Raw genomic sequence first — 17,768 nt, forward strand, 5'->3', positions numbered from 1 at the left:
CTTTGGTGTGGTCGGTGCCAGGAGGAAGGGAGCGCGCGACATGCTGCGGCTGTACGCGACGGTGGCCGCGGGTGGCTTCCGGCGCCATGCCACGTACCGGATGGCGACGGCGGCGGGGCTGTTCACCAACACCGTCTTCGGATTCATCCTGGCGTACACCTATATGGCCCTGTGGGACGAGCGGCCCCATCTGGGCGGCTACGACATGGCGGACGCGCTCGCCTATGTGTGGATCGGCCAGGGGCTGATCGCGGTGTGCGGGATGATGGGCGGCGGCTTCGAGGACGAGCTGATCGAGCGCATCCGTACGGGTGACATCGCCGTCGACCTCTACCGGCCGGCGGACCTCCAGGCCTGGTGGTTCTCGGCCAACGCGGGCCGCTGCGCCTATCAACTGCTCGGCCGCGGGGTGGTGCCGATGGCGGTCGGGGCGCTCGCCTTCGACTTCCGGCTTCCGACGCGGCCCTCGACCTGGTTCGCGTTCCTGCTGGCGATCGCGCTGGGGGCGACGGTCGGTTTCGCGATCTGGTACCTGGTCGCGATGTCCGCGTTCTGGCTGATGGACGGTCAGGGCGTGGTGCAGGTGGCGTGGCTGGGCGGGCTGTTCTTCTCCGGGATGCTGCTGCCGCTGAACGTCTTCCCGGGCGCGCTGGGCGAGGTGGCGCGGATGCTGCCGTGGGCGTCGATGCTCCAGATCCCGGCGGACGTGTACCTGGAGCGGTACGAGGGGTGGGGACTCCTCGGGGCGTACGGCTTCCAGCTCTGCTGGGCGGTGGCGCTGCTGCTCACGGGACGGCTGGCGCAGTCGCTGGCGACGCGGAAGGTGGTGGTGCAGGGTGGGTGAGCCCAGGACGGCCGGGTGCAGCGTGGGTGAGTCCAGCACGGCCGGGTGCAGGGTGGGTGAGCCCAGCACGGCCGAGGAGCCGTCCGCGCCGCGGGAGGCCTGGCGTACGTACCGGATGGTCGCCGGGATGTGGATCCGCTCGACGATGACCTACCGCGCGTCCTTCGCCCTGACTCTCTTCACCTCCTTCTGCGTCACGTTCTTCGACTTCGTCGTCATCCTGCTGATGTTCGGTCAGGTGCGGGGCCTCGGCGGCTTCTCCTTCGCCGAGGTCGCGTTCCTGTACGGGACGGCCGGCACCTCCTTCGGGATCGCGGACCTGACGATGGGCTCGCTCCAGCGGATGGGCCGGCGGGTGCGGGACGGCTCGCTCGACCTGTTCCTGATGCGGCCGGCGCCGGTGCTCGCCCAGGTGGCGGCGGACAAGTTCGCGCTGCGGCGGCTCGGCCGGGTGGCGCAGGGGCTGTTCGTGCTGGTCTGGGCGCTGGTCGTGCTGGACGTGGAGTGGACGGCGGTGAAGGTGCTGCTCCTGCCGGTGATGGTGGTGAGCGGCGCGGTGATCTTCGCGGCGGTGATGGTGGTGGGGGCGTCGGTGCTGTTCTGGGCGCAGGACGCGGCGGAGGTGACCAACGCGTTCACGTACGGCGGCAACACGCTCCTTCAGTACCCGCCGGTGATCTTCGCGCAGGAGCTGGTGCGGGGTGTCGTGTACGTCGTACCGCTGGCGTTCGTGAGCTGGCTGCCGGCGCTGTACGTGCTGGGGCGGCCCGCTCCGGCCGGTGTGCCGTCCCCGCTGGCGTTCGCGTCGCCGCTGGTGGCGCTCGTGGCGTGCGTCCTCGCGGGCTGGGCGTGGCGCGTCGGACTCCGTTCGTATCGAAGCACAGGGAGCTGAGGCATGGCCTTCATCGAGCTGGACGGTGTGGAGAAGGTCTTCACCGTCCGCAGACGGGCGGGGCTGCTGCGCCGCGAGAAGCGTGAGGTGCGGGCGGTCGACGGGATCTCCTTCGGCGTGGAGCGCGGCGAGATGGTCGGCTACATCGGCCCGAACGGCGCGGGGAAGTCGACGACGATCAAGATGCTGACGGGCATCCTGACGCCGAGCGGGGGCCGGCTGCGGGTCGCGGGGATCGACCCGGCGCGGGAGCGGAGACGGCTCGCGCAGCGGATCGGGGTGGTGTTCGGGCAGCGGACGACGCTCTGGTGGGACCTGCCGCTGATGGACTCGTACCGGCTGATGCACCGGATGTACCGGATCCCGGACGATCGGTTCGCCGCCGATCTCGCCCGCTGCGTGGAACTGCTCGAACTGGGCGAACTGCTCGACGTCCCCGTACGGCAGCTCTCCCTCGGGCAGCGGATGCGCGGCGACATCGCGGCGGCCCTGCTGCACGACCCGGACGTGCTGTACCTGGACGAGCCGACGATCGGCCTCGACGTGGTGTCGAAGGCGCGGGTACGGGAGTTCCTGCGCGAGCTCAACGCCTCGCGCGGCACGACCGTCCTGCTGACCACCCACGACCTGACGGACATCGAGCAGCTGTGCAGGCGCGTGATGGTGATCGACCACGGGCGGCTGATGTACGACGGGGAGCTGGCGGGGCTGCACGGGATAGGTGCGAGCGAGCGCCAGCTCGTGGTGGACCTCGCGCGGGAGCTGCCGCCGATCGAGATCCCGGGCGCGCGGTTCGTACGGTCGGAGGGCGGCGGGGTGCGGCAGGTCCTCGCCTTCCCCGCCTCGGCGTCGGCGGCGCCGCTGGTGGCCGCGGTGGCGCAGGCGTACCCCCTGGTGGATCTGTCGGTGCGGGAACCGGACATCGAGGCAGTGATCGCGAAGATGTACGGGGATCGGGAACTTGAGGTGCGCCCGGGAAGTCCCTGATGTAGGGAGGTGGGGTGATGAGCGACATGAGGCGCGAGCCCGGCAGCGGGGCGGGGGGCGAGTCCGGGAGCGGGACGCCGGGCGGACCTGCGGACGGGACGCCGGGCGCGACGTCCGGCGCTTCGGCCGGGAGCGGGACGCCGGGCGGACCTGCGGACGGGACGCCGGGCGCGACGTCCGGCGCTTCGGCCGGGAGCGGGACGCCGGGCGTCCCTGCGGGCGCGGGGTCGGGCGTACCTGCGGACGCTTCGGCCGGGGGCGGGACGGGGCGCACGGCTGTGCGCGAGGCGGTGCGACGGCCGCTGGTGGCGTTCGCGTACACGGCGGCGGACGCGGAGCGGCACCGCGGGGTCCGCCGTATGAAAGCCCTCGCGACCGGCCTCCTCCTCCTGGTCGCGGTGATCTACGCCCTGGCGACCTGGGCGGAGAACGCGGGGTGGGGCGCCTGGGCCGGGTACGTGGCGGCGGCGGCGGAGGCCGGCATGGTGGGCGCGCTGGCGGACTGGTTCGCGGTGACGGCGCTGTTCCGGCGCCCCCTGGGGCTGCCGATCCCGCACACGGCGATCATCCCGACGAAGAAGGACCAGCTGGGGACGACGCTGGGCTCGTTCGTCGGCGAGAACTTCCTGTCGGCGGACGTCGTACGGGGACGGCTGCAGGCGCTGGGCATCGCGGGCCGCCTGGGGGCGTGGCTGGCGGAGCCGGACCACGCCGACAGGGTGACGCGCGAACTGTCGACGGCGCTCCGGGGTGCCCTGACGGTGCTTCGGGACGCGGACGTCCAGGCGGTGGTCGGCGAGGCGATCACGCGGCGGGCGGAGGCGGCGGAGGTCGCGCCGGGCATCGGCAAGACGCTGGAGAAGATCGTCACGGACGGGGCGCACCGCCGGGCGGTGGACCTGGTGTGCACGCGGGCGCACGACTGGCTCGTCTTCCACGCGGACTCGGTGATGGACGCGGTCCAGGGCGGTGCGCCGGGCTGGACGCCGCGGTTCGTGGACCGCAAGGTGGGCGAGCGGGTCTACAAGGAGCTGCTGCGCTTCGTCACGGAGATGCGGGACATGCCGGGGCACCCGGCGCGCGGCGCGATCGACCGCTTCCTGACGGACTTCGCGGCCGACCTCCAGGGCGACACGGAGACCAGGGCGCGGGTGGAGCGCCTGAAGGGCGAACTGCTTGCACGTCCGGAGGTGCAGGACATCATCGCCTCGGCGTGGGCGTCGGTACGCGGAATGATCATCGCGGCGGCCGAGGACGAGCGCAGCCAGCTCCGGCTGCGGGCGCGGGCGTCGCTGATCTCCCTGGGCGGCAGGCTGGTGACGGACACCCGCCTGCAGACGAAGGTCGAGGGGTGGGCGGAGGACGCGGCGGCCTATGTGGTCACGACGTACCGCACGGAGATCACGTCGCTGATCAGCGACACGGTGGCGAGCTGGGACGCGGACCAGACCTCGAAGAAGATCGAGGCGAACATCGGCCGGGACCTCCAGTTCATCCGCATCAACGGCACGGTGGTGGGCGCGCTGGCGGGCCTGCTGATCTACACGGTGAGCCACGCACTGGGCGGCTGACGTCGCCGCCTGTGGACGGCACCGGTGGCCCCGCTGTGAGTGAGGGTTCGGGGCGCACCGGTGGGCCACGCGCTGGGCGGGCCAGGGGGTAGGGGACCCGCCCGCCCAGCGCTCATGGGGAGGGCACCGTCTAGTACGCACGGGACGGGCGGGGCGTTCAACGCCCTCGTTCCTTCTCCTGTTGTCGCTCCGGCGGCCGGCCGACGGCGGACGAGTCTCCGGGGCTCAGCCCTCGCTGTTGCGGGTGACGGCCCGCTGGCTGCCGGGTTCAGCTTTTGCTGTTGCGGGTGACGGCCCAGGAGGCGCCGGCCATGGCCCCGGCGACGGAGAACACGGCGGGCCAGGCGCCGACCTTCTTCGCGAGCGGGTGCGACCCGGCGAAGGCGGCGACGTACGCCCCGGTGAGCGCGGCGGCGGCCTTCCCGCCGGCCACCTGCTGCCACTCCCGCGCGGCAAGCCCCCCGGCGGCGGCGAGCACGACGCCCCCGAGCGGCCGCTTCTTGGTCCACCGAGCGACGGCGTACCCACCGACGAGCCCGGCGGCGGCTATGGCGGGGGCGGGGATGCGGGGCATGGGAGAGCCTCTCTCACGGCTGACGGTCTAGGACTGACGAGCCTAACTTCACCCCTGACCCCTCACCCCTCACCCCTCACCCCTCACACCCGACCCCGTCCCCATCCCGGTCGAGGTGCCGCCCGTACCCGGGATCCCCACGGCGCACGGGCGCGGCGCCGGCGTCCCGGGCGGCGCTGCAGTTGGCGTAGTACGTGCTGCTGCCGCCACCTCCACTGCTGCTCCCGCCGGTGGACCCTCCGGACCCTCCGGAGCCACCGGAGTACGGCTCGCATCCCACCCCGTCCCCGTCACGGTCGAGATGGCTCCCGTACCCGGCATCACCCCGCCGCACGGGCGCTGCGCCGGCGGCACGTGCGGCGTCGCAGTTCGGATAGATGACCGGCGGCGCCACCTTCTTCGTACGGGTCGGCGTCGGCACGGACGTGGGCGTGGGGGTGGGGGTGGGGGTGGGGCTGGGCGTGACGACGGGAGCGGCGACGGTGATGCGCACGACGGCGGTGCCCCGAGCCGTTCCCGGGGAGCTCTGGGCGACCCGGTAGGTGAACTCGTCCTCGCCCACGTATCCCGCGGCCGGCGTGTAGCTGATGGAGGAGCCGTCGACCTCGGCGGTGCCATGAGCGGGCGGCGAGTCGACGGTCAGTTCGTACTCGCTCGCGTCCAGCACACTGGCAAGCGGCTTCTCGCCCCCACCGGATGCCTCGGTCGCGGTGTCGTTGCCGAGCACGTCCACGACGATCTCGGCGTCCTCGGCGCTCTCCTCGTCATCGACGAGCTTCAACACGATCCCCGGCGCAGTGGCAGTGGCACTGGCCTCCGCCGCCGCCACCCGCTTACCGTCACCAGCCCCACCACCCCCACACCCCGAGAGCACCCCGACAGCCAACGCCGCCACCCCAACGATCGCTCTGGCACGCACAACAAGCCCCACGCCATTTCCGGAGACGAAGAAGCCACCGATGCTGCCACGCCCGCGGGCGCGGTGTGATGGAATCGTGAACTTAACGTGAAGATCATTTTCTCTAAGCCCCTGGGCGGCGGCGAGGCATCGGTGCGGGCCTTTGCTCGTCGACGGGGCCCGCCCCGATGTCTTCCGGATCTCAGCGAGCCAGGATGCCCGAGAAGAAGCCCAGGTGAGGATCCTCCGGGGTGCCGACGAGCAACACGCGGTCGAGCAAGGTGTTGTTGTGCTCGCAGCTGGTCTCCGGGAGCATCACGCAGGCGTGGCAGGCGGCCAGGTTCGTTCCACCGCTGCCGGAGACCTCGGTCTCGATGCACAACGGATCCGCGGAACACCAGGAAGCCCGGCGGACAGCCGACCGGACAGCGTCGGCAAGCCTCTCGGGCTCACCTTGAGCGACCAGGCCGCCCAGACTTCCCGCGGAGTCGCTCGTGGCGGTGTAGACGAGCAGCCCCGCCATTTCCTCGTCGGCGTAGAGGCGCTCGCGGAGGGCCGCGGCCGGGTAGCCGGCGTCGAGGCTCCACTCGTTGATCAGCACGTGGGCCAGGGTGTGGAGCAGCACCATGCGAGGGGTGGCGGGAGAGGGTTGTACCTGTGTGGGGTCGGAGGCCCTTTGTTCCATCATCCGGCGGTGCGCCGTGCGTATGCGCTCGGCGCGCGCGGCCACGGCGGGAACGCTCTCCCAGACAGCCAGGTGATCCTCGCGCAGCCTGAGGAAGACGCCCTCCCCTCGAACCTCCATGGCAGGCAGCCAGTTCAGAGGCTTCGAGGAGAGCGCGGCCTCATCGCCTTCGGCAATGGAGTCCGGGTCGGTGAGCCGGGTGAACGCCTTGAGCGCGCGGACCTCGCGGAGCTTCTTGACCAGCATGGGCCCGGTGATCCCGAGGCCGTCCAGAGCCGCCGGGTTGCCGAGCGGTTTCTCACAGATGAACTGTTCCTGGCGTGACCGTTCGCGCTCGTCGTTGCCTGTGCGCAGCCGCTCGTACTCCTTGTTGCGCAGGGCTCGGTAGTGGTGGTCGAAGGAGCGTTCCTCGTCTCCGGTGGTGTCCTCCTCCTGCTCGGCGGCCAGTAGTTCGATCACCTCGTCGACAGGGACCGGGCACTCGTCCCCGAAGAGGAACTTGAGACATGTCTCGACCTCGGCGCGATCACTCAGACCTCGCAACCGGTTCCAGTACGGAGCGAGCGGGTCCGCCCGTCCGTCGCTCCACGGCGGAATGGAGAGCGCGGACTTGAGCACTGGCTGCCAGACGGTGGAAGAACCGCGTTGGAGGGTGCGCGGGGTGCGGCTGCATCCCTCCGCCGGGACAGACGTGCCGAGCCACGGGCGGGTGCCGCGACAACGCAGACCGAGGTCCTTGAGTGCGCTCCTGCGGAAGGAACCCTCCATCGACACCTCGGGCACCCCGCAGCTGCACGACACGAGGATCGAGCGGAGAGAGGCGCTTCGACCCGAGGTGCGCAGCATGAGAGTGCCGCCACACTGGCCTGCAGTGGTCGTGCCGCGCCCTGCGGCGCGGTGGACCCAGGACCAGTAAGGGAATTCGTCGAGGTGACCGGCCTCGCAGGCGATCACGAAGCGGGACGGAACCAGGTCAGTCTCGCACGTGCCGCAGACGCTCCTGCCGGGCGGAGGGTTGAATTCGCGATGCCTACGCAGTTCGTTGCAATCAGAGCAGGAATGCATGAGAGGAAAACGTCGGACCCGGATGCCGTCTCTGCTGTGCTCATCGGACGCGGGCGGCAACCTGAAGTGCTCGACCTTGAGGATGCGAGCGAGTCGACGTTCGTAGATGCGAGGCGCCTCGTCCGTGTTCCAGTTCTCATCCGCACCGTCCAGGCCGGAGACGACGAAGGACTCCTGGTCGACCGCGATCAGGGAACCGACGCCGTATGTGGTGATCGCCTGCGCGCGGCGGATCGCGCCGCGACGCGCAAGGTTGTGGAAGGGCGCTGAGTCGTTCGCGCCGGATCGGCGACGGCGCGCGGGGGGCGGGGTCATCGGGTGGCCTCCATGAAGAGGGCTGACTCGGCATCGACATCGCGCAGGCTCCACAAGGTGGGCCAGGCCTGGGCGTTCTCGGCCTCGTCGTCGTACGGCTGGAGAAGGGAGGGGATACGCCTTCCCTTCAGTGGTTCGAAGAGCAGGCCGTTGTGGATGTCGGCTTCGTCGCGCCACCACTCGAGGAACTCGTCGAAGGCACGGGAGACGGCGTTGCCCTCCTCGGGGGTGACGGTGCTGACTCGATCGATGAGGATGGGCTTGATCTCTTCGCGGATGCGGTGCTCGTACGACTCGACTCTGCCTGCTGCGTCGTTGGCGCGAGCCTCCGGGATGATGATCCGGGTCAGAGCGACGATCACCGCGTGCAGGCCGCGTTCGCGTGCGCGGGCGGAGAAGGGGGTGACCGAGGTCGACTCGACCTCGCGGTACAGCGCGGAGTGGAAGCGGAGGAAGTTCTCGTAGTGGGAGCGGTCGCGTGAGCGGGTTGCGTTGAGCATCACGGCGACGAGGCCGGGATGGGAGCGGCCGACGCGGCTGGTTGCCTGGATGTACTCGGCAGTGGTCTGCGGCTGGCCCATCACGGCCATCAGACCGAGCCGGTCCACATCGACACCGACGGCGATCATGTTGGTGGCCAGGAGGACGTCGACGACGTCGGGGTCGGGGATCGCGCGCTCGATGCCCTTGAGGCGGGCGGGGATCTCACTGGCGTCGATGCGACTGGTGAGCTCCGAGTAGTTGCCGATGGAACGCGTGGTGCTCCCCTCACGCGCCGCCAAAAGTTCCAGATACGCCACCACGTCGTCGTGGACCTGCAACTCCGCGGCGGAGAGCAGTCGGAGGCTGTTGAAATAGCCGACCAGGCTCCAGTACGCGTCACGAACGTCGTCGGAGGTCTCCGCCTGCTGCGCCCGGTGCAGCAAGGTCGCGTAGGTGCGGATGAGGAGGGTGGACTGGCTGGTGCCGGGGGCGAGGAGACCCACGTAACGGCGGCTGGCCTTGTCCTCGCGGGGGGTCTCCACGGCGAACCACGAATCCCTGGAGTCCAGGCCCGCGGGAGGGAACTGGCGGACGTCGCGATTGAAGAGACTGAGTCCCTGGTCGGCAGCGCGCCGGATGGTCGCCGTAGAGGCGATGACCTTGGGACGCTTGGCGAGCGCGTCGACCGCGGTCTCGTAGAGGCCCGTGAGTGTCCCCAAGGGCCCCGAGATGAGGTGGAGTTCGTCTTGGACGATCAGCTCGGGCGGCGGCGTGTCGTCGCTCGGGTCGTTTCGGTTGAACAGGGCTGCGGTGTCCGGACGCCAGGGCATGGAAGCGAACTTGTCGACAGTGGCGATGACCAGCGTCGGCCGGGCGTCGTACACGGCCTCGTCGATCAGATGGACCGGCAGACCGGTCGCGAAGTCGCAGCCCGTGCCCGGGCAGCGAACATGCATGCGCTTCGCAATCTCGTCCACCTTGTACGCGCGAGCGTCCAAGCGGGTGCCGCACCAAGGGCAGGCGTGCAGTTGGACCGGATTCTTTGTCGCGAGGCGCTTGTCCAGATCCTTGTGGAGTTCGTCCAGTTGGTCCCTCGCGACCTTGAGCTTGTTGGGAGTGGCCGATTCGCCGACCCACATGCCGAGGGAGAACGGCTCGGATCCCAGCTCGGACACGTCCCCGCGACGCATCCGCTCCATGGCGCAGAGCAGGATCGTGGCGCGCTCGAACTGCTGAAGGGTCAGCAGTCGCAGCGTGTACCGCATCAGTACCGTGACGCCGCCTCCGTTCGCACCGAGCCGGATCCGACGCAAGAAGGACGTGAGTGCGATCAGGCCGAGGTAGGCCTCGGTCTTGCCACCACCGGTGGGAAACCACAGGAGGTCGGAGATCTTGCGGTCGCGATGCGCAGGGTCGTCGATGCCGGCCACGCAGAGCAGGACGAAAGCGATCTGGAACGGCCGCCAGTAGCCCTTGCCCGGCTCTGGGGAGCCTTCGCGGCCGCGCTTCACCCAGGCGCTACGGGCACGCTGGTCGGCCATGGCCCGGTTGGCCAGGCGGAACGCCTTCATCAGGTCCGGCTTGCTGCGCAGCAGGTCGATGCCCTCGCGGATCCTGCCCAGCGCCTCACGGCAGGCGTCGACCTGGTCGCGCGCTGCTTTCTCGTACGCCTTGCCGACCAGGGCGTCGGCCTCGTCCTGCTTGCGCTCGATCCACCGTTCGTAGCCCGTGGCGAGCGCTTCCAGGGCAGCCAGAACCTCCGTAGCCGGGCGCTCGGCCAGACCGAGCATGGACAGGGCGGAGCTGTCGATCTCCGGATTGGAGTCGGTGAGCAGTACCTCCACGGTCGGCACGAACTCGCTTCGCACCTCGGGGACACCTGCCCGCCGCGAATCCGTCATGCCGATCGGTGGTGGCGTCCAGTCCCATTCGGCGGCACAGCCGTGTCCGACGGCGAAGGTCGGTGCATGGCGGTTCAGCAGGCGGCTGGTGGCGACCTCGGGGTCGTGCGCGACCTCGGGGGCGGGACGCTCGACGAAGGCACTGGACCCGTTGTACGCGCGGACGACGAGCCCGCACTGGAAGAGGGAGAACGCGTCCTGCAGCTCCCGCTCGCCGACCTTGTGGGTGTTGACCAGGGTCACCGTGACGGTCACCGTGCCCACTGACGGGTCGGGGCGCCGTACGTTGACCCGTAGCCCGACTCCGTCGGCCAGGTCGAACCGGAGGTCGGGCGCAGGCGTTGTCACCTCCACCGTGGTGGCCGGAAGGGTGAGTTCTTCGCGTCGCCAGTGTTCTTGCTGGTCGGAGGTGGTGCGCGCCTCTGCGCGACGAGCCGGGACGGGCTTGCCGTCCGAGTCCGTGGGACGGTAGGCGGCGGCTCTCGCACGGACCACGACGGAGTCGCTTATGGCCGGGTCGATCGCGAAGGTGATCCCCATCGAGGAGGGCCGGCGGGAGCCGGCGGCTCCGACCTCCTGGGCGGTGCCGGATTCCTCCACGTTGTCGCGGGCGCGCAGGGGGGTGACGTCCAGGCCTTGGTGCTCCGCCTCGTCCTCGGCCAGCCGCTGCTCGGCTTGCGGGTCAGCCGACCTCGGATAGAGGACACCGGCCAAGTAACGGTCGATCGGCGCGTCCTGGGTGAGGACTTCCTCCCGGTCCTGCGGAGCGGCGCCCGGTTCCGGACCCAGCAGCTCGCGGCGCAGGCCCATCAGCAGATCCTCGTCCCGGACGCGGTAATGCTCGGCGTGGCGGTTCTCCGTGTCACTCATGCGCGCTGCTCCTCGTTGTCGTCCGCCCGTCGGTACCTTCCGATTCCGGTGATCCGGGGCACCGTCCACACGCCGCGGTCACCAAGGCCTGCGTTGGCCCCGGCAGCGGTGCTGCCGGCAACGGATTCCAGGGTGTCGACGCGCAGCCCGTGGATCTCGTCGGGCCACCAGGGTTCCCACGTGCGGTTCACCTTCTGGACCTGGAACAGGTCCTGCCGGAACCGCTCCGAGACCTCGCCGATCTCCCGGCCGTTGTGCAGGAGAACGTACGGAGGGCTCTGCCACTCGCCGAGCGGCAGGTCGTGGAGCCTGCGAAGGACCACCTCGTGGCCGGGGGCGACGCGCTCCACGAGGTAGGTCTGAGTCGCCACGGCATCGGACTCGTGGCCGGGAGGGCTGTCCGTGCACACGTCACCGGCCTCGCCGACGATCCCGTACCGGTCGTACGACCGCCAACCGCCCAAGAACATGCGGCTGTTCTTCCTGGCACCGGTCCGTTTGAAGCTGGGCAGATCCGGATGATCGGTGTGATACAGGTCCTCACGGGCGCGCGTCAGGGACACGTACAGGGCGCGGGCCTCGGCCGGGAGGTCGAGATCCTCCTTGAACTGCCGCTGCAACTCGGCGACGGTCGGCGGGGCGAGGATGATCACGCGGTGGAACTCCAGCCCCTTGGACTGGTGCACCGTGGAGACCACAATGCGTTCCCTCTCCGGATCGGCCAATTCATCCGGGAACCGGCCGTCGGCGACGAGGCGCCGCAGACGATCCAGATCGAGGACGCCTCGGCCGGGCCCCCGCGCGACGCGCCGTAGTGCGGCCCACACAGCTTCCGGGTCCGCCTCGTACGGCAGAGGTATCTCCGCCAGCAGCCCTCGGAACCGGTCCTCGGAGAGCGTCGCGGACTCCGTGCGACGCAGCAGTTCGGCCACCCAGTACGGGACCGGACGGTCCTCCAGGGGCCGACGCAGGCGGTGCGCTACGCCGCGTTCGTGCAGCAGCTCCGAGACGACGAGCGCCTGACGGTTGTCGCGGGTGAGGATCGCGCATGTGTCGGGGAAGTCGCGCAGTCCTTCGAGGGTGAACGGGTCGGTGAGGGCTCCCATGCTGTTCGCCGGATCGAGGAGCAGATCGCGCATCTCCCCGTAAAGAGTGGAGGCCTCGTCGGCATCCGTGAGGTTCTGGAGGCGTGGCCCGTGTGCCAGCGCTGTCCGAGCCTCCGGGGTGGCGGCCCGGAAGTTCTGCGTCAGCTGCAGTTCCACGAGGTCGTCCGGGTACGAGGCGCGCAACCAGTCGAAGAACCGCCCCGTCTCGTCGGCACGTTCGCTCGGGTTCGTGATCTGGAAGCCGTAGACCGATTGAGCTGCGTCGCCGACCACGGTGAAGCCGCAACTTTCCTGGTAGCGATCGAGCAGTGTCTCCACGAGGTCCCGGCGGGCGCCCAGCAGATCCTGTACCTCGTCGATGACGACGTGTGCCGGAGGCACGGTGTCGCCGGCCTCCAGAGCTCCCTTCTCGACCGCACGAGCAGCGGCCTCGATCCGCTCCAGGAAGGAGACCGTGCTCCAGTCATTGTCAGGGTAGGCCTGTCGCAGCAACCCGTAGGCCCACGCGTCGAAGGTCTGAGCACGTACCCGGTGGGCGCGCTCACCGTGCCGGGCGATCCGTTCGCGAAGTTCCCTCGCCGCGGCCCGGGAGAACGTGAGCACGAGGATCTCGGAGGCTTCCAGGGCCCCCTCGGGGCCCTCGTTCGTGCACAGGGCATCGAGCCGGCGCACCAGCGTGTGAGTCTTGCCGGCGCCTGCTCCGGCGGTCACCAGGACGCGAGCGTCCCAGGGTTGCTCCACCACGGCCCGCTGCTCTTCGCTGAGCGGAGGACTGTCGAGGTAGGCGTCGGTCACGAACGGCTCCAGAGATGCTCGAACTGGGTGAAGGCGAGCTTGGTGTCGAAGTTCTCGATGTTGTCGCTGACGTTGAGGATCAGGCAGCTGTCCTTGCCGCCGTTCCGCGGGCCCCGGAGGCCGCGGCCGATCATCTGCTGGTACACGTTGGTGCTGTAGACCGGCCTGGCCACGACCACGACACGCGTGGCCGGCGCGTCGAAACCCTGGGTGAGAACACCGTAGTTGGTGAGCACACGGATGCGGCCGTTTCGGAAATTCTCGATACGGGTGCGCCGGTCCTGTGGGCTGGTGGTCGAATCGACAGCAGTGGATCGGATGCCGCGGTCGTTGAGCATGGCCGCCAGGTACTTCGCGTGGTCCACGGAGGTGGCGAAGAGCAGCGTCGGCCAATCGTCGGGTAGCTCTGCCACTTCGTCGACGATGCGGCGGCTTCGCTCGTGGTCGTCTGCGAGCCGCTGCTCGGCGGAGCGAGAGAGCATCGCCATACGGTCGGCGTGGGTCTTCTCGTCCCTGGTCAGTTCGATTTTGCCACCCTGCAGGGTGCGGTGCTCGACCTGAGCGAGCATCCCCCACTCCTGCAGGTCTCGGTACGGGTCTCCGGACGGGAAGACACCCTCGTCGAGCCGGCGGTTGCCGAATCGGTTGACCAGACGGCGGGTCTCCTCCTCGTTCGTGTTACGGAACGGGGTCGCCGTCAGCCCGATCAGGTGGCGACCGGTCTCGTACTGGGTGAGCCCCAACCGACCCAGGATCTCGGTGTACCGCTTGGAGATGGCGGTGTGCGCCTCGTCCACGATCACCAGAGCGGCCTGCCGTAGCCAGGAGTACTGGTCGGTGCCCAGGCACCGCTCCAGCTTGGCGTCGGTGGCGATGACCAGATGGGGGTGGTCGACGATGTTCCCGACCTCATTGCTGCTCCACAGCCGGCTGATCGTGAGTGGACGCTCGGCTCCCACCTTGCTCCAGACGAACTTCCAGCTCTGTGCTGCCTGTTCACACAGCTCCTCGGTCTGTGCGATCCACAGCAGGGGACCCTTGAGGTCACCGACCCGCTTGACCCAACGAATCACGGCCTCGGCCGTCACCCGGGTCTTACCAGCGCCGGTGGGAAGGGACAGCATGCCGCGCTGGGGAGCCAGCCGGTCGAGCATGGTCGAGATGCTTCGGACCAGGTCCTCCTGATATCCGTGGAGGCTCGGAAAGTCCCGGGGGCCTTCGACCGTCTCGAACGGAGGAGGGGTCGGGGTCCTCGAACCGGCGAACGCGACGGGCAGTTTCAGGTCCGAGACGAAGGCGACCGCGACCGACGAACCTGTATAGCCGACCGGTGCGTTGTGGAAGCGAGCCTGGATGTCCCGGGCATGCTGCTGGAGCACTCCGTCGCCATGTGCGTTGAACGCCATCTGTGCGATCCGACGCCCGGACGGTTCCTCACCCTCGTTCGCCTGCAGCTCGGCCTCCATCAACCCCTCGGGGAGTCCGGCACGCAACGCATCCGCCCCGACCAGCAGCTCGATCTTCTCGACCACGTCCTCGGCGTCGCGTACGGCCTTCTGCGCGGCCTGCGTCGCGCTGTCCCGCGCCATACGCTCCTGGTGTTCCAGGACGGCCCGGCAACCGGCTGCTCCGAGACCGAGTCCGAGTTCCTGGTCGACCAGGATCAGCATCGACTCGGGGTCGAGCGGGACACGGATCTTTACGAGACCGTCCTGGCTGACCGCCTTCAGCGGGGTGGCGTGTGTGCCGTTGGGCGTGCGGGTGATCTCCTCCAGGTCGGCGCAGCGCTGCACCAGGCTGTTCCGGTTCCCACTGTTCAGGCGCTGGCGCAGGGCTGGGTACAGCTCGACGAGTGGCACCGGATCCCCCTCGGCGACCTCCCGGGTCTCGCGGCTGATCACGTCGGCGTAACGGAGCATGCCCCACTTCTCGACCATCAGCTCGGCGTCCTCGGCGGACGGTACGAGCAGCGCCGGCAGCTGCTCGGCACGGAGAGTCCGGTACTCGGCAGCATTGACGGCGAGAGTGATCTCGTCGTCGGGGCGGGTGTCCCAGGTGTCGCCTATCCGGCACCGGGTCAGGGACTCCTCCGGGAAGTCCGCACCGAATCGGGTCAGCATCACGTAGGTGGCACCGACGAAGGAGTCGTCCTCGCTTCGGGACACCTCGTCGAGGAGCGCGTCCCAGCGGTCGGAGGGGACCTCGTCGACCGTGGTCGGCAGCCGCAATTTGCGGGCCTTCTCGGGAGAGATGTCGGCCACGGGCAGAACGTCGCGATAGGCACCGAGTTGGGGGCCGACGGCCTCCTTCAGCGACTTGATCCCCTGCGAGGTGAAAACCACGCCGTACCTCCTCAGCATCCATCGGATGGGTGAGGTCACGGCCTGCCGGGTGTTGGTCTGTGCGCCGACCTGGCGCGTCCAGTTGTCCACCACGGCGTCGTCGGGCAGCACTCTCAGGAAGGCCGCGCGTGACTCCTCGGACAAGGCAGGGAAGATGTGGAGCGGTCCGCCGATTGCGGCACCCTCGACCCGCATACGTGCAAGCGTGGGGCGCGGTGCGCGGGTGTCCAGGCTGCGCAGGTATGCGGCGTGGACGGCTCCTCGGTATTCCTCGAACCAGGCCTCGTCCGCCTTGGGTTGCACACCACCGGACGGTCGTTCCCGCAGGCCGACCTGGGAGAAGAAGGGGGCGTCGTCGGAGTGGTACGCCGTGTCCACGGCGATGGCAGGGTCGCGCTCCGCGTCGACCACGGCACCGGGCAGCATGCAGTCCTCGACCGGCCGGAACCGTCCGTCCGCGGTCCGCACACGGAGCGTCGAGCGCGGGGTGGGCACGCGCTCCAGGACCTTGTGGGCGAGCCGACGGACCCCGGCCTGGCGGAACAGCTCCCAGAACCGTTCCCAGTCCGGGTCGCTGTAGTGGTCGAAGCCTTGGTCGAGAACGCTGACGAACCGGCCTTCGACATCGGCCTCCCGAATCCCGAGGGCGTTGAGTGCGTGTGCCAGGGAGGGGTCGTCGGCGAGCTCGTCGACCACGTACACCAAGGACTCGCGGAGTCCGCCCTGGTCGGCTCGACGGAACACCTTGCCGTGCACGGGCGGGACCAGGCCATGCTCCTCGGTGAGGACGATGTGCGCCTTGCGGGCCTCCTCGACGAAAGGGGATTGGGTATCGATCATGTCGGCGAAGATGCGGATCGCCGTGGCGGAGGCTTCAGCGGTGCCGCTCTCCACGAGGGCCTCCAGCCATTCGCGGACGTCCGCTCGCCGGTGCTTGGCGGCGCCGAGGATGTGTTCGACCTTTCCGGAACGGAGCGAATCCTCCTCGACACTCGGGTGCAGCCAGTTCGACGGACGGTCAGGGCACGCGTGCCACATCCGCAGCCAGCGGGCGAGAGCCTTGGCCTCCTTCTTCGGGTCCTTGGGGCGGGGGTGGGCCCGCAGCTCCGCCGGCCTGCGCAGAACACCGTTCTGATCGGGAAGCGAAGGGCGGTCAGCAGTGTGGTTCCAGATCTCTGCGGTCAGGAACTCGTCGGCCCAGCTGATCGCTTCCTTGGCACGGCCCGGAAGCAGCGGGAGATAGGCGGCCGGGTCCTCGGCGGGTGCGAGCTCGGGGAGTGAGTCGACGACCAACTGCGCCGCCACCCGGATCATCTCCTGATTGAAGGGAGAGGAGTCGAGCAGGTTCTGTCGGTCCTCGTTCGTCTTCCAGGCACCGTTGAGGATGCCGCTCAGCGACATCTCGTATTTGGTCGGAAAGAAGGACCAGAACTTGCCACGACCGCGGGAGCGTGGGTTGACGTACAGGCCGCTCTCGGGGTCCTTCTCCAGAGCAGGGGCGCCCCAGGCGAGGTCGAGCGAGACTCTGTCGTGGAGTTCGCCTGCGTCCGCACGGGCTGCTGGACCAGGCTCGTAGGCGATGGTGAACACTCGCCACCGCTCGGTGGTGATGGCCTTCCCGGTCCGCTCCTCGACCACCGTGTGCAGGTTGCTGGCCTGCTGGGTGGTCAGTGTTCGACGGGCAACGGGGCGGGGTCGACGGTCCTCCAGCACGACCTTGGTGACGTGCGGCGAGAAGAGCTGGAAACCGACCGGAAACTCCTCGCGGGGCTCGCCGTGGTCCTTGGCACGGCCGCCGTGCATGTCCCGGGCCAGCCGGTTGTCGGCCTTGGGCAGCAGGGGCAGGCGGACGACGGTGGTCGCCCAGGACAGTAGCTCGTGCAGGACGTGGTCGGAAGCGCGCTCGGTCTGCATGTCGAGGGGGCGGGCCATGCGCAGGACGGGCGCGTCGAACTCCGGACCGTAGCGTGCCGTCACGCCGGGCACGGCCTCTATCTGCTGGTACGACCATGCGCGGTCGAAACCGAAGCTGCCAGTGTTACTGAAGAACTCCGGTGCATCGGTCACTACAAGGACTGATTTGACTCCCACCCCGAATCGCCCGATCTGCCCTCCGCGCTTCTTCGACATGCTCATTCGAAGAATTGTTTCCGCCCCTTCCGGGGTCACCGGATTTCCCTCGTTGGCGCAGTAAAGATGAGTTTCGGTGAGGACGACATGTACGCGTCCACCGGACTCGTGCGAGATTTCGTCCGCGGCATTCTGGACGAGCTCGAAAAGCTGTCGATCGCCATATCCGCCCTGAGTGATGCGGCGCTCGCCATTGGCGTGCTCGGCCACGAGACCGGGGTCCACGGCGTAAGTCTGCAGGACGCGGGACGACTGCTCGAGAACGGTTTCGATCACGGTTGAGGACGACGACGACATTGCTTCTGCACTC

General features: G+C 69.1%; 10 protein-coding genes. 4 read left to right on the forward strand and 6 right to left on the reverse strand.

The annotated features are described in order from the left end of the window. Positions 1-43: 43 nt before the first annotated feature. The 4 genes from ACF1G2_RS06180 to ACF1G2_RS06195 all read left to right on the forward strand — a co-directional run bounded on the left by ACF1G2_RS06180 (position 44) and on the right by ACF1G2_RS06195 (position 4,294). Complete coding sequence (locus tag ACF1G2_RS06180) at positions 44-844, forward strand: ABC transporter permease (RefSeq protein ID WP_391797568.1); 801 nt, start codon at positions 44-46, stop codon at positions 842-844. 115 nt (positions 845-959) lie between these two features. After that, positions 960-1,736: an ABC transporter permease gene (locus ACF1G2_RS06185; protein WP_391797569.1), complete on the forward strand. Its 777-nt coding sequence runs from the start codon at positions 960-962 to the stop codon at positions 1,734-1,736. Positions 1,737-1,739: 3 nt separating this feature from the next. Further along, positions 1,740-2,723, forward strand: coding sequence for an ATP-binding cassette domain-containing protein (locus tag ACF1G2_RS06190; protein WP_391797134.1), 984 nt, complete (start codon positions 1,740-1,742; stop codon positions 2,721-2,723). 26 nt (positions 2,724-2,749) lie between these two features. Continuing rightward, the gene (locus ACF1G2_RS06195; RefSeq protein ID WP_391797570.1) at positions 2,750-4,294 is read left to right on the forward strand and encodes a DUF445 family protein; all 1,545 of its coding nucleotides are present in this window, start codon (positions 2,750-2,752) and stop codon (positions 4,292-4,294) included. Positions 4,295-4,562: 268 nt separating this feature from the next. Here ACF1G2_RS06195 and ACF1G2_RS06200 read toward each other — a convergent pair whose 3' ends face one another. The 6 genes from ACF1G2_RS06200 to ACF1G2_RS06225 form a co-directional block, all read right to left on the reverse strand. After that, positions 4,563-4,868 carry a hypothetical protein gene (locus tag ACF1G2_RS06200; protein WP_391797135.1) on the reverse strand — a complete coding sequence of 102 codons (306 nt, stop codon included), beginning with the start codon at positions 4,866-4,868 and terminating at the stop codon, positions 4,563-4,565. 76 nt (positions 4,869-4,944) lie between these two features. After that, the gene (locus ACF1G2_RS06205; RefSeq protein WP_391797136.1) at positions 4,945-5,652 is read right to left on the reverse strand and encodes an excalibur calcium-binding domain-containing protein; all 708 of its coding nucleotides are present in this window, start codon (positions 5,650-5,652) and stop codon (positions 4,945-4,947) included. A 316-nt stretch (positions 5,653-5,968) separates the two neighbouring features. Next, positions 5,969-7,831: a DrmB family protein gene (gene drmB / locus ACF1G2_RS06210; RefSeq protein ID WP_391797137.1), complete on the reverse strand. Its 1,863-nt coding sequence runs from the start codon at positions 7,829-7,831 to the stop codon at positions 5,969-5,971. After that, the gene (locus tag ACF1G2_RS06215; RefSeq protein WP_391797138.1) at positions 7,828-11,085 is read right to left on the reverse strand and encodes a helicase-related protein; all 3,258 of its coding nucleotides are present in this window, start codon (positions 11,083-11,085) and stop codon (positions 7,828-7,830) included. Before ACF1G2_RS06215 ends, drmB begins: the two co-directional genes overlap by 4 nt. Then, positions 11,082-12,986 carry a UvrD-helicase domain-containing protein gene (locus ACF1G2_RS06220; RefSeq protein WP_391797139.1) on the reverse strand — a complete coding sequence of 635 codons (1,905 nt, stop codon included), beginning with the start codon at positions 12,984-12,986 and terminating at the stop codon, positions 11,082-11,084. Before ACF1G2_RS06220 ends, ACF1G2_RS06215 begins: the two co-directional genes overlap by 4 nt. Further along, positions 12,983-17,755, reverse strand: a complete 4,773-nt coding sequence (locus ACF1G2_RS06225; protein ID WP_391797140.1) for a sacsin N-terminal ATP-binding-like domain-containing protein — start codon at positions 17,753-17,755, stop codon at positions 12,983-12,985. Before ACF1G2_RS06225 ends, ACF1G2_RS06220 begins: the two co-directional genes overlap by 4 nt. Positions 17,756-17,768: the final 13 nt, after the last annotated feature.

The sequence above is a fragment of the Streptomyces sp. NPDC013457 genome (genome assembly GCF_043089925.1).
In the GTDB taxonomy this organism is placed as follows: Bacteria; Actinomycetota; Actinomycetes; order Streptomycetales; family Streptomycetaceae; genus Streptomyces.

Coding starts and splice junctions, on each gene's coding strand:
- ACF1G2_RS06225 (WP_391797140.1), bottom strand. CDS start 17,755: ATGTCGTCGTCGTCCTCAACCGTGATCGAAACCGTTCTCGAGCAGTCG.
- ACF1G2_RS06200 (WP_391797135.1), bottom strand. CDS start 4,868: ATGCCCCGCATCCCCGCCCCCGCCATAGCCGCCGCCGGGCTCGTCGGT.
- drmB (WP_391797137.1), bottom strand. CDS start 7,831: ATGACCCCGCCCCCCGCGCGCCGTCGCCGATCCGGCGCGAACGACTCA.
- ACF1G2_RS06190 (WP_391797134.1), top strand. CDS start 1,740: ATGGCCTTCATCGAGCTGGACGGTGTGGAGAAGGTCTTCACCGTCCGC.
- ACF1G2_RS06195 (WP_391797570.1), top strand. CDS start 2,750: ATGAGGCGCGAGCCCGGCAGCGGGGCGGGGGGCGAGTCCGGGAGCGGG.
- ACF1G2_RS06185 (WP_391797569.1), top strand. CDS start 960: ATGGTCGCCGGGATGTGGATCCGCTCGACGATGACCTACCGCGCGTCC.
- ACF1G2_RS06215 (WP_391797138.1), bottom strand. CDS start 11,085: ATGAGTGACACGGAGAACCGCCACGCCGAGCATTACCGCGTCCGGGAC.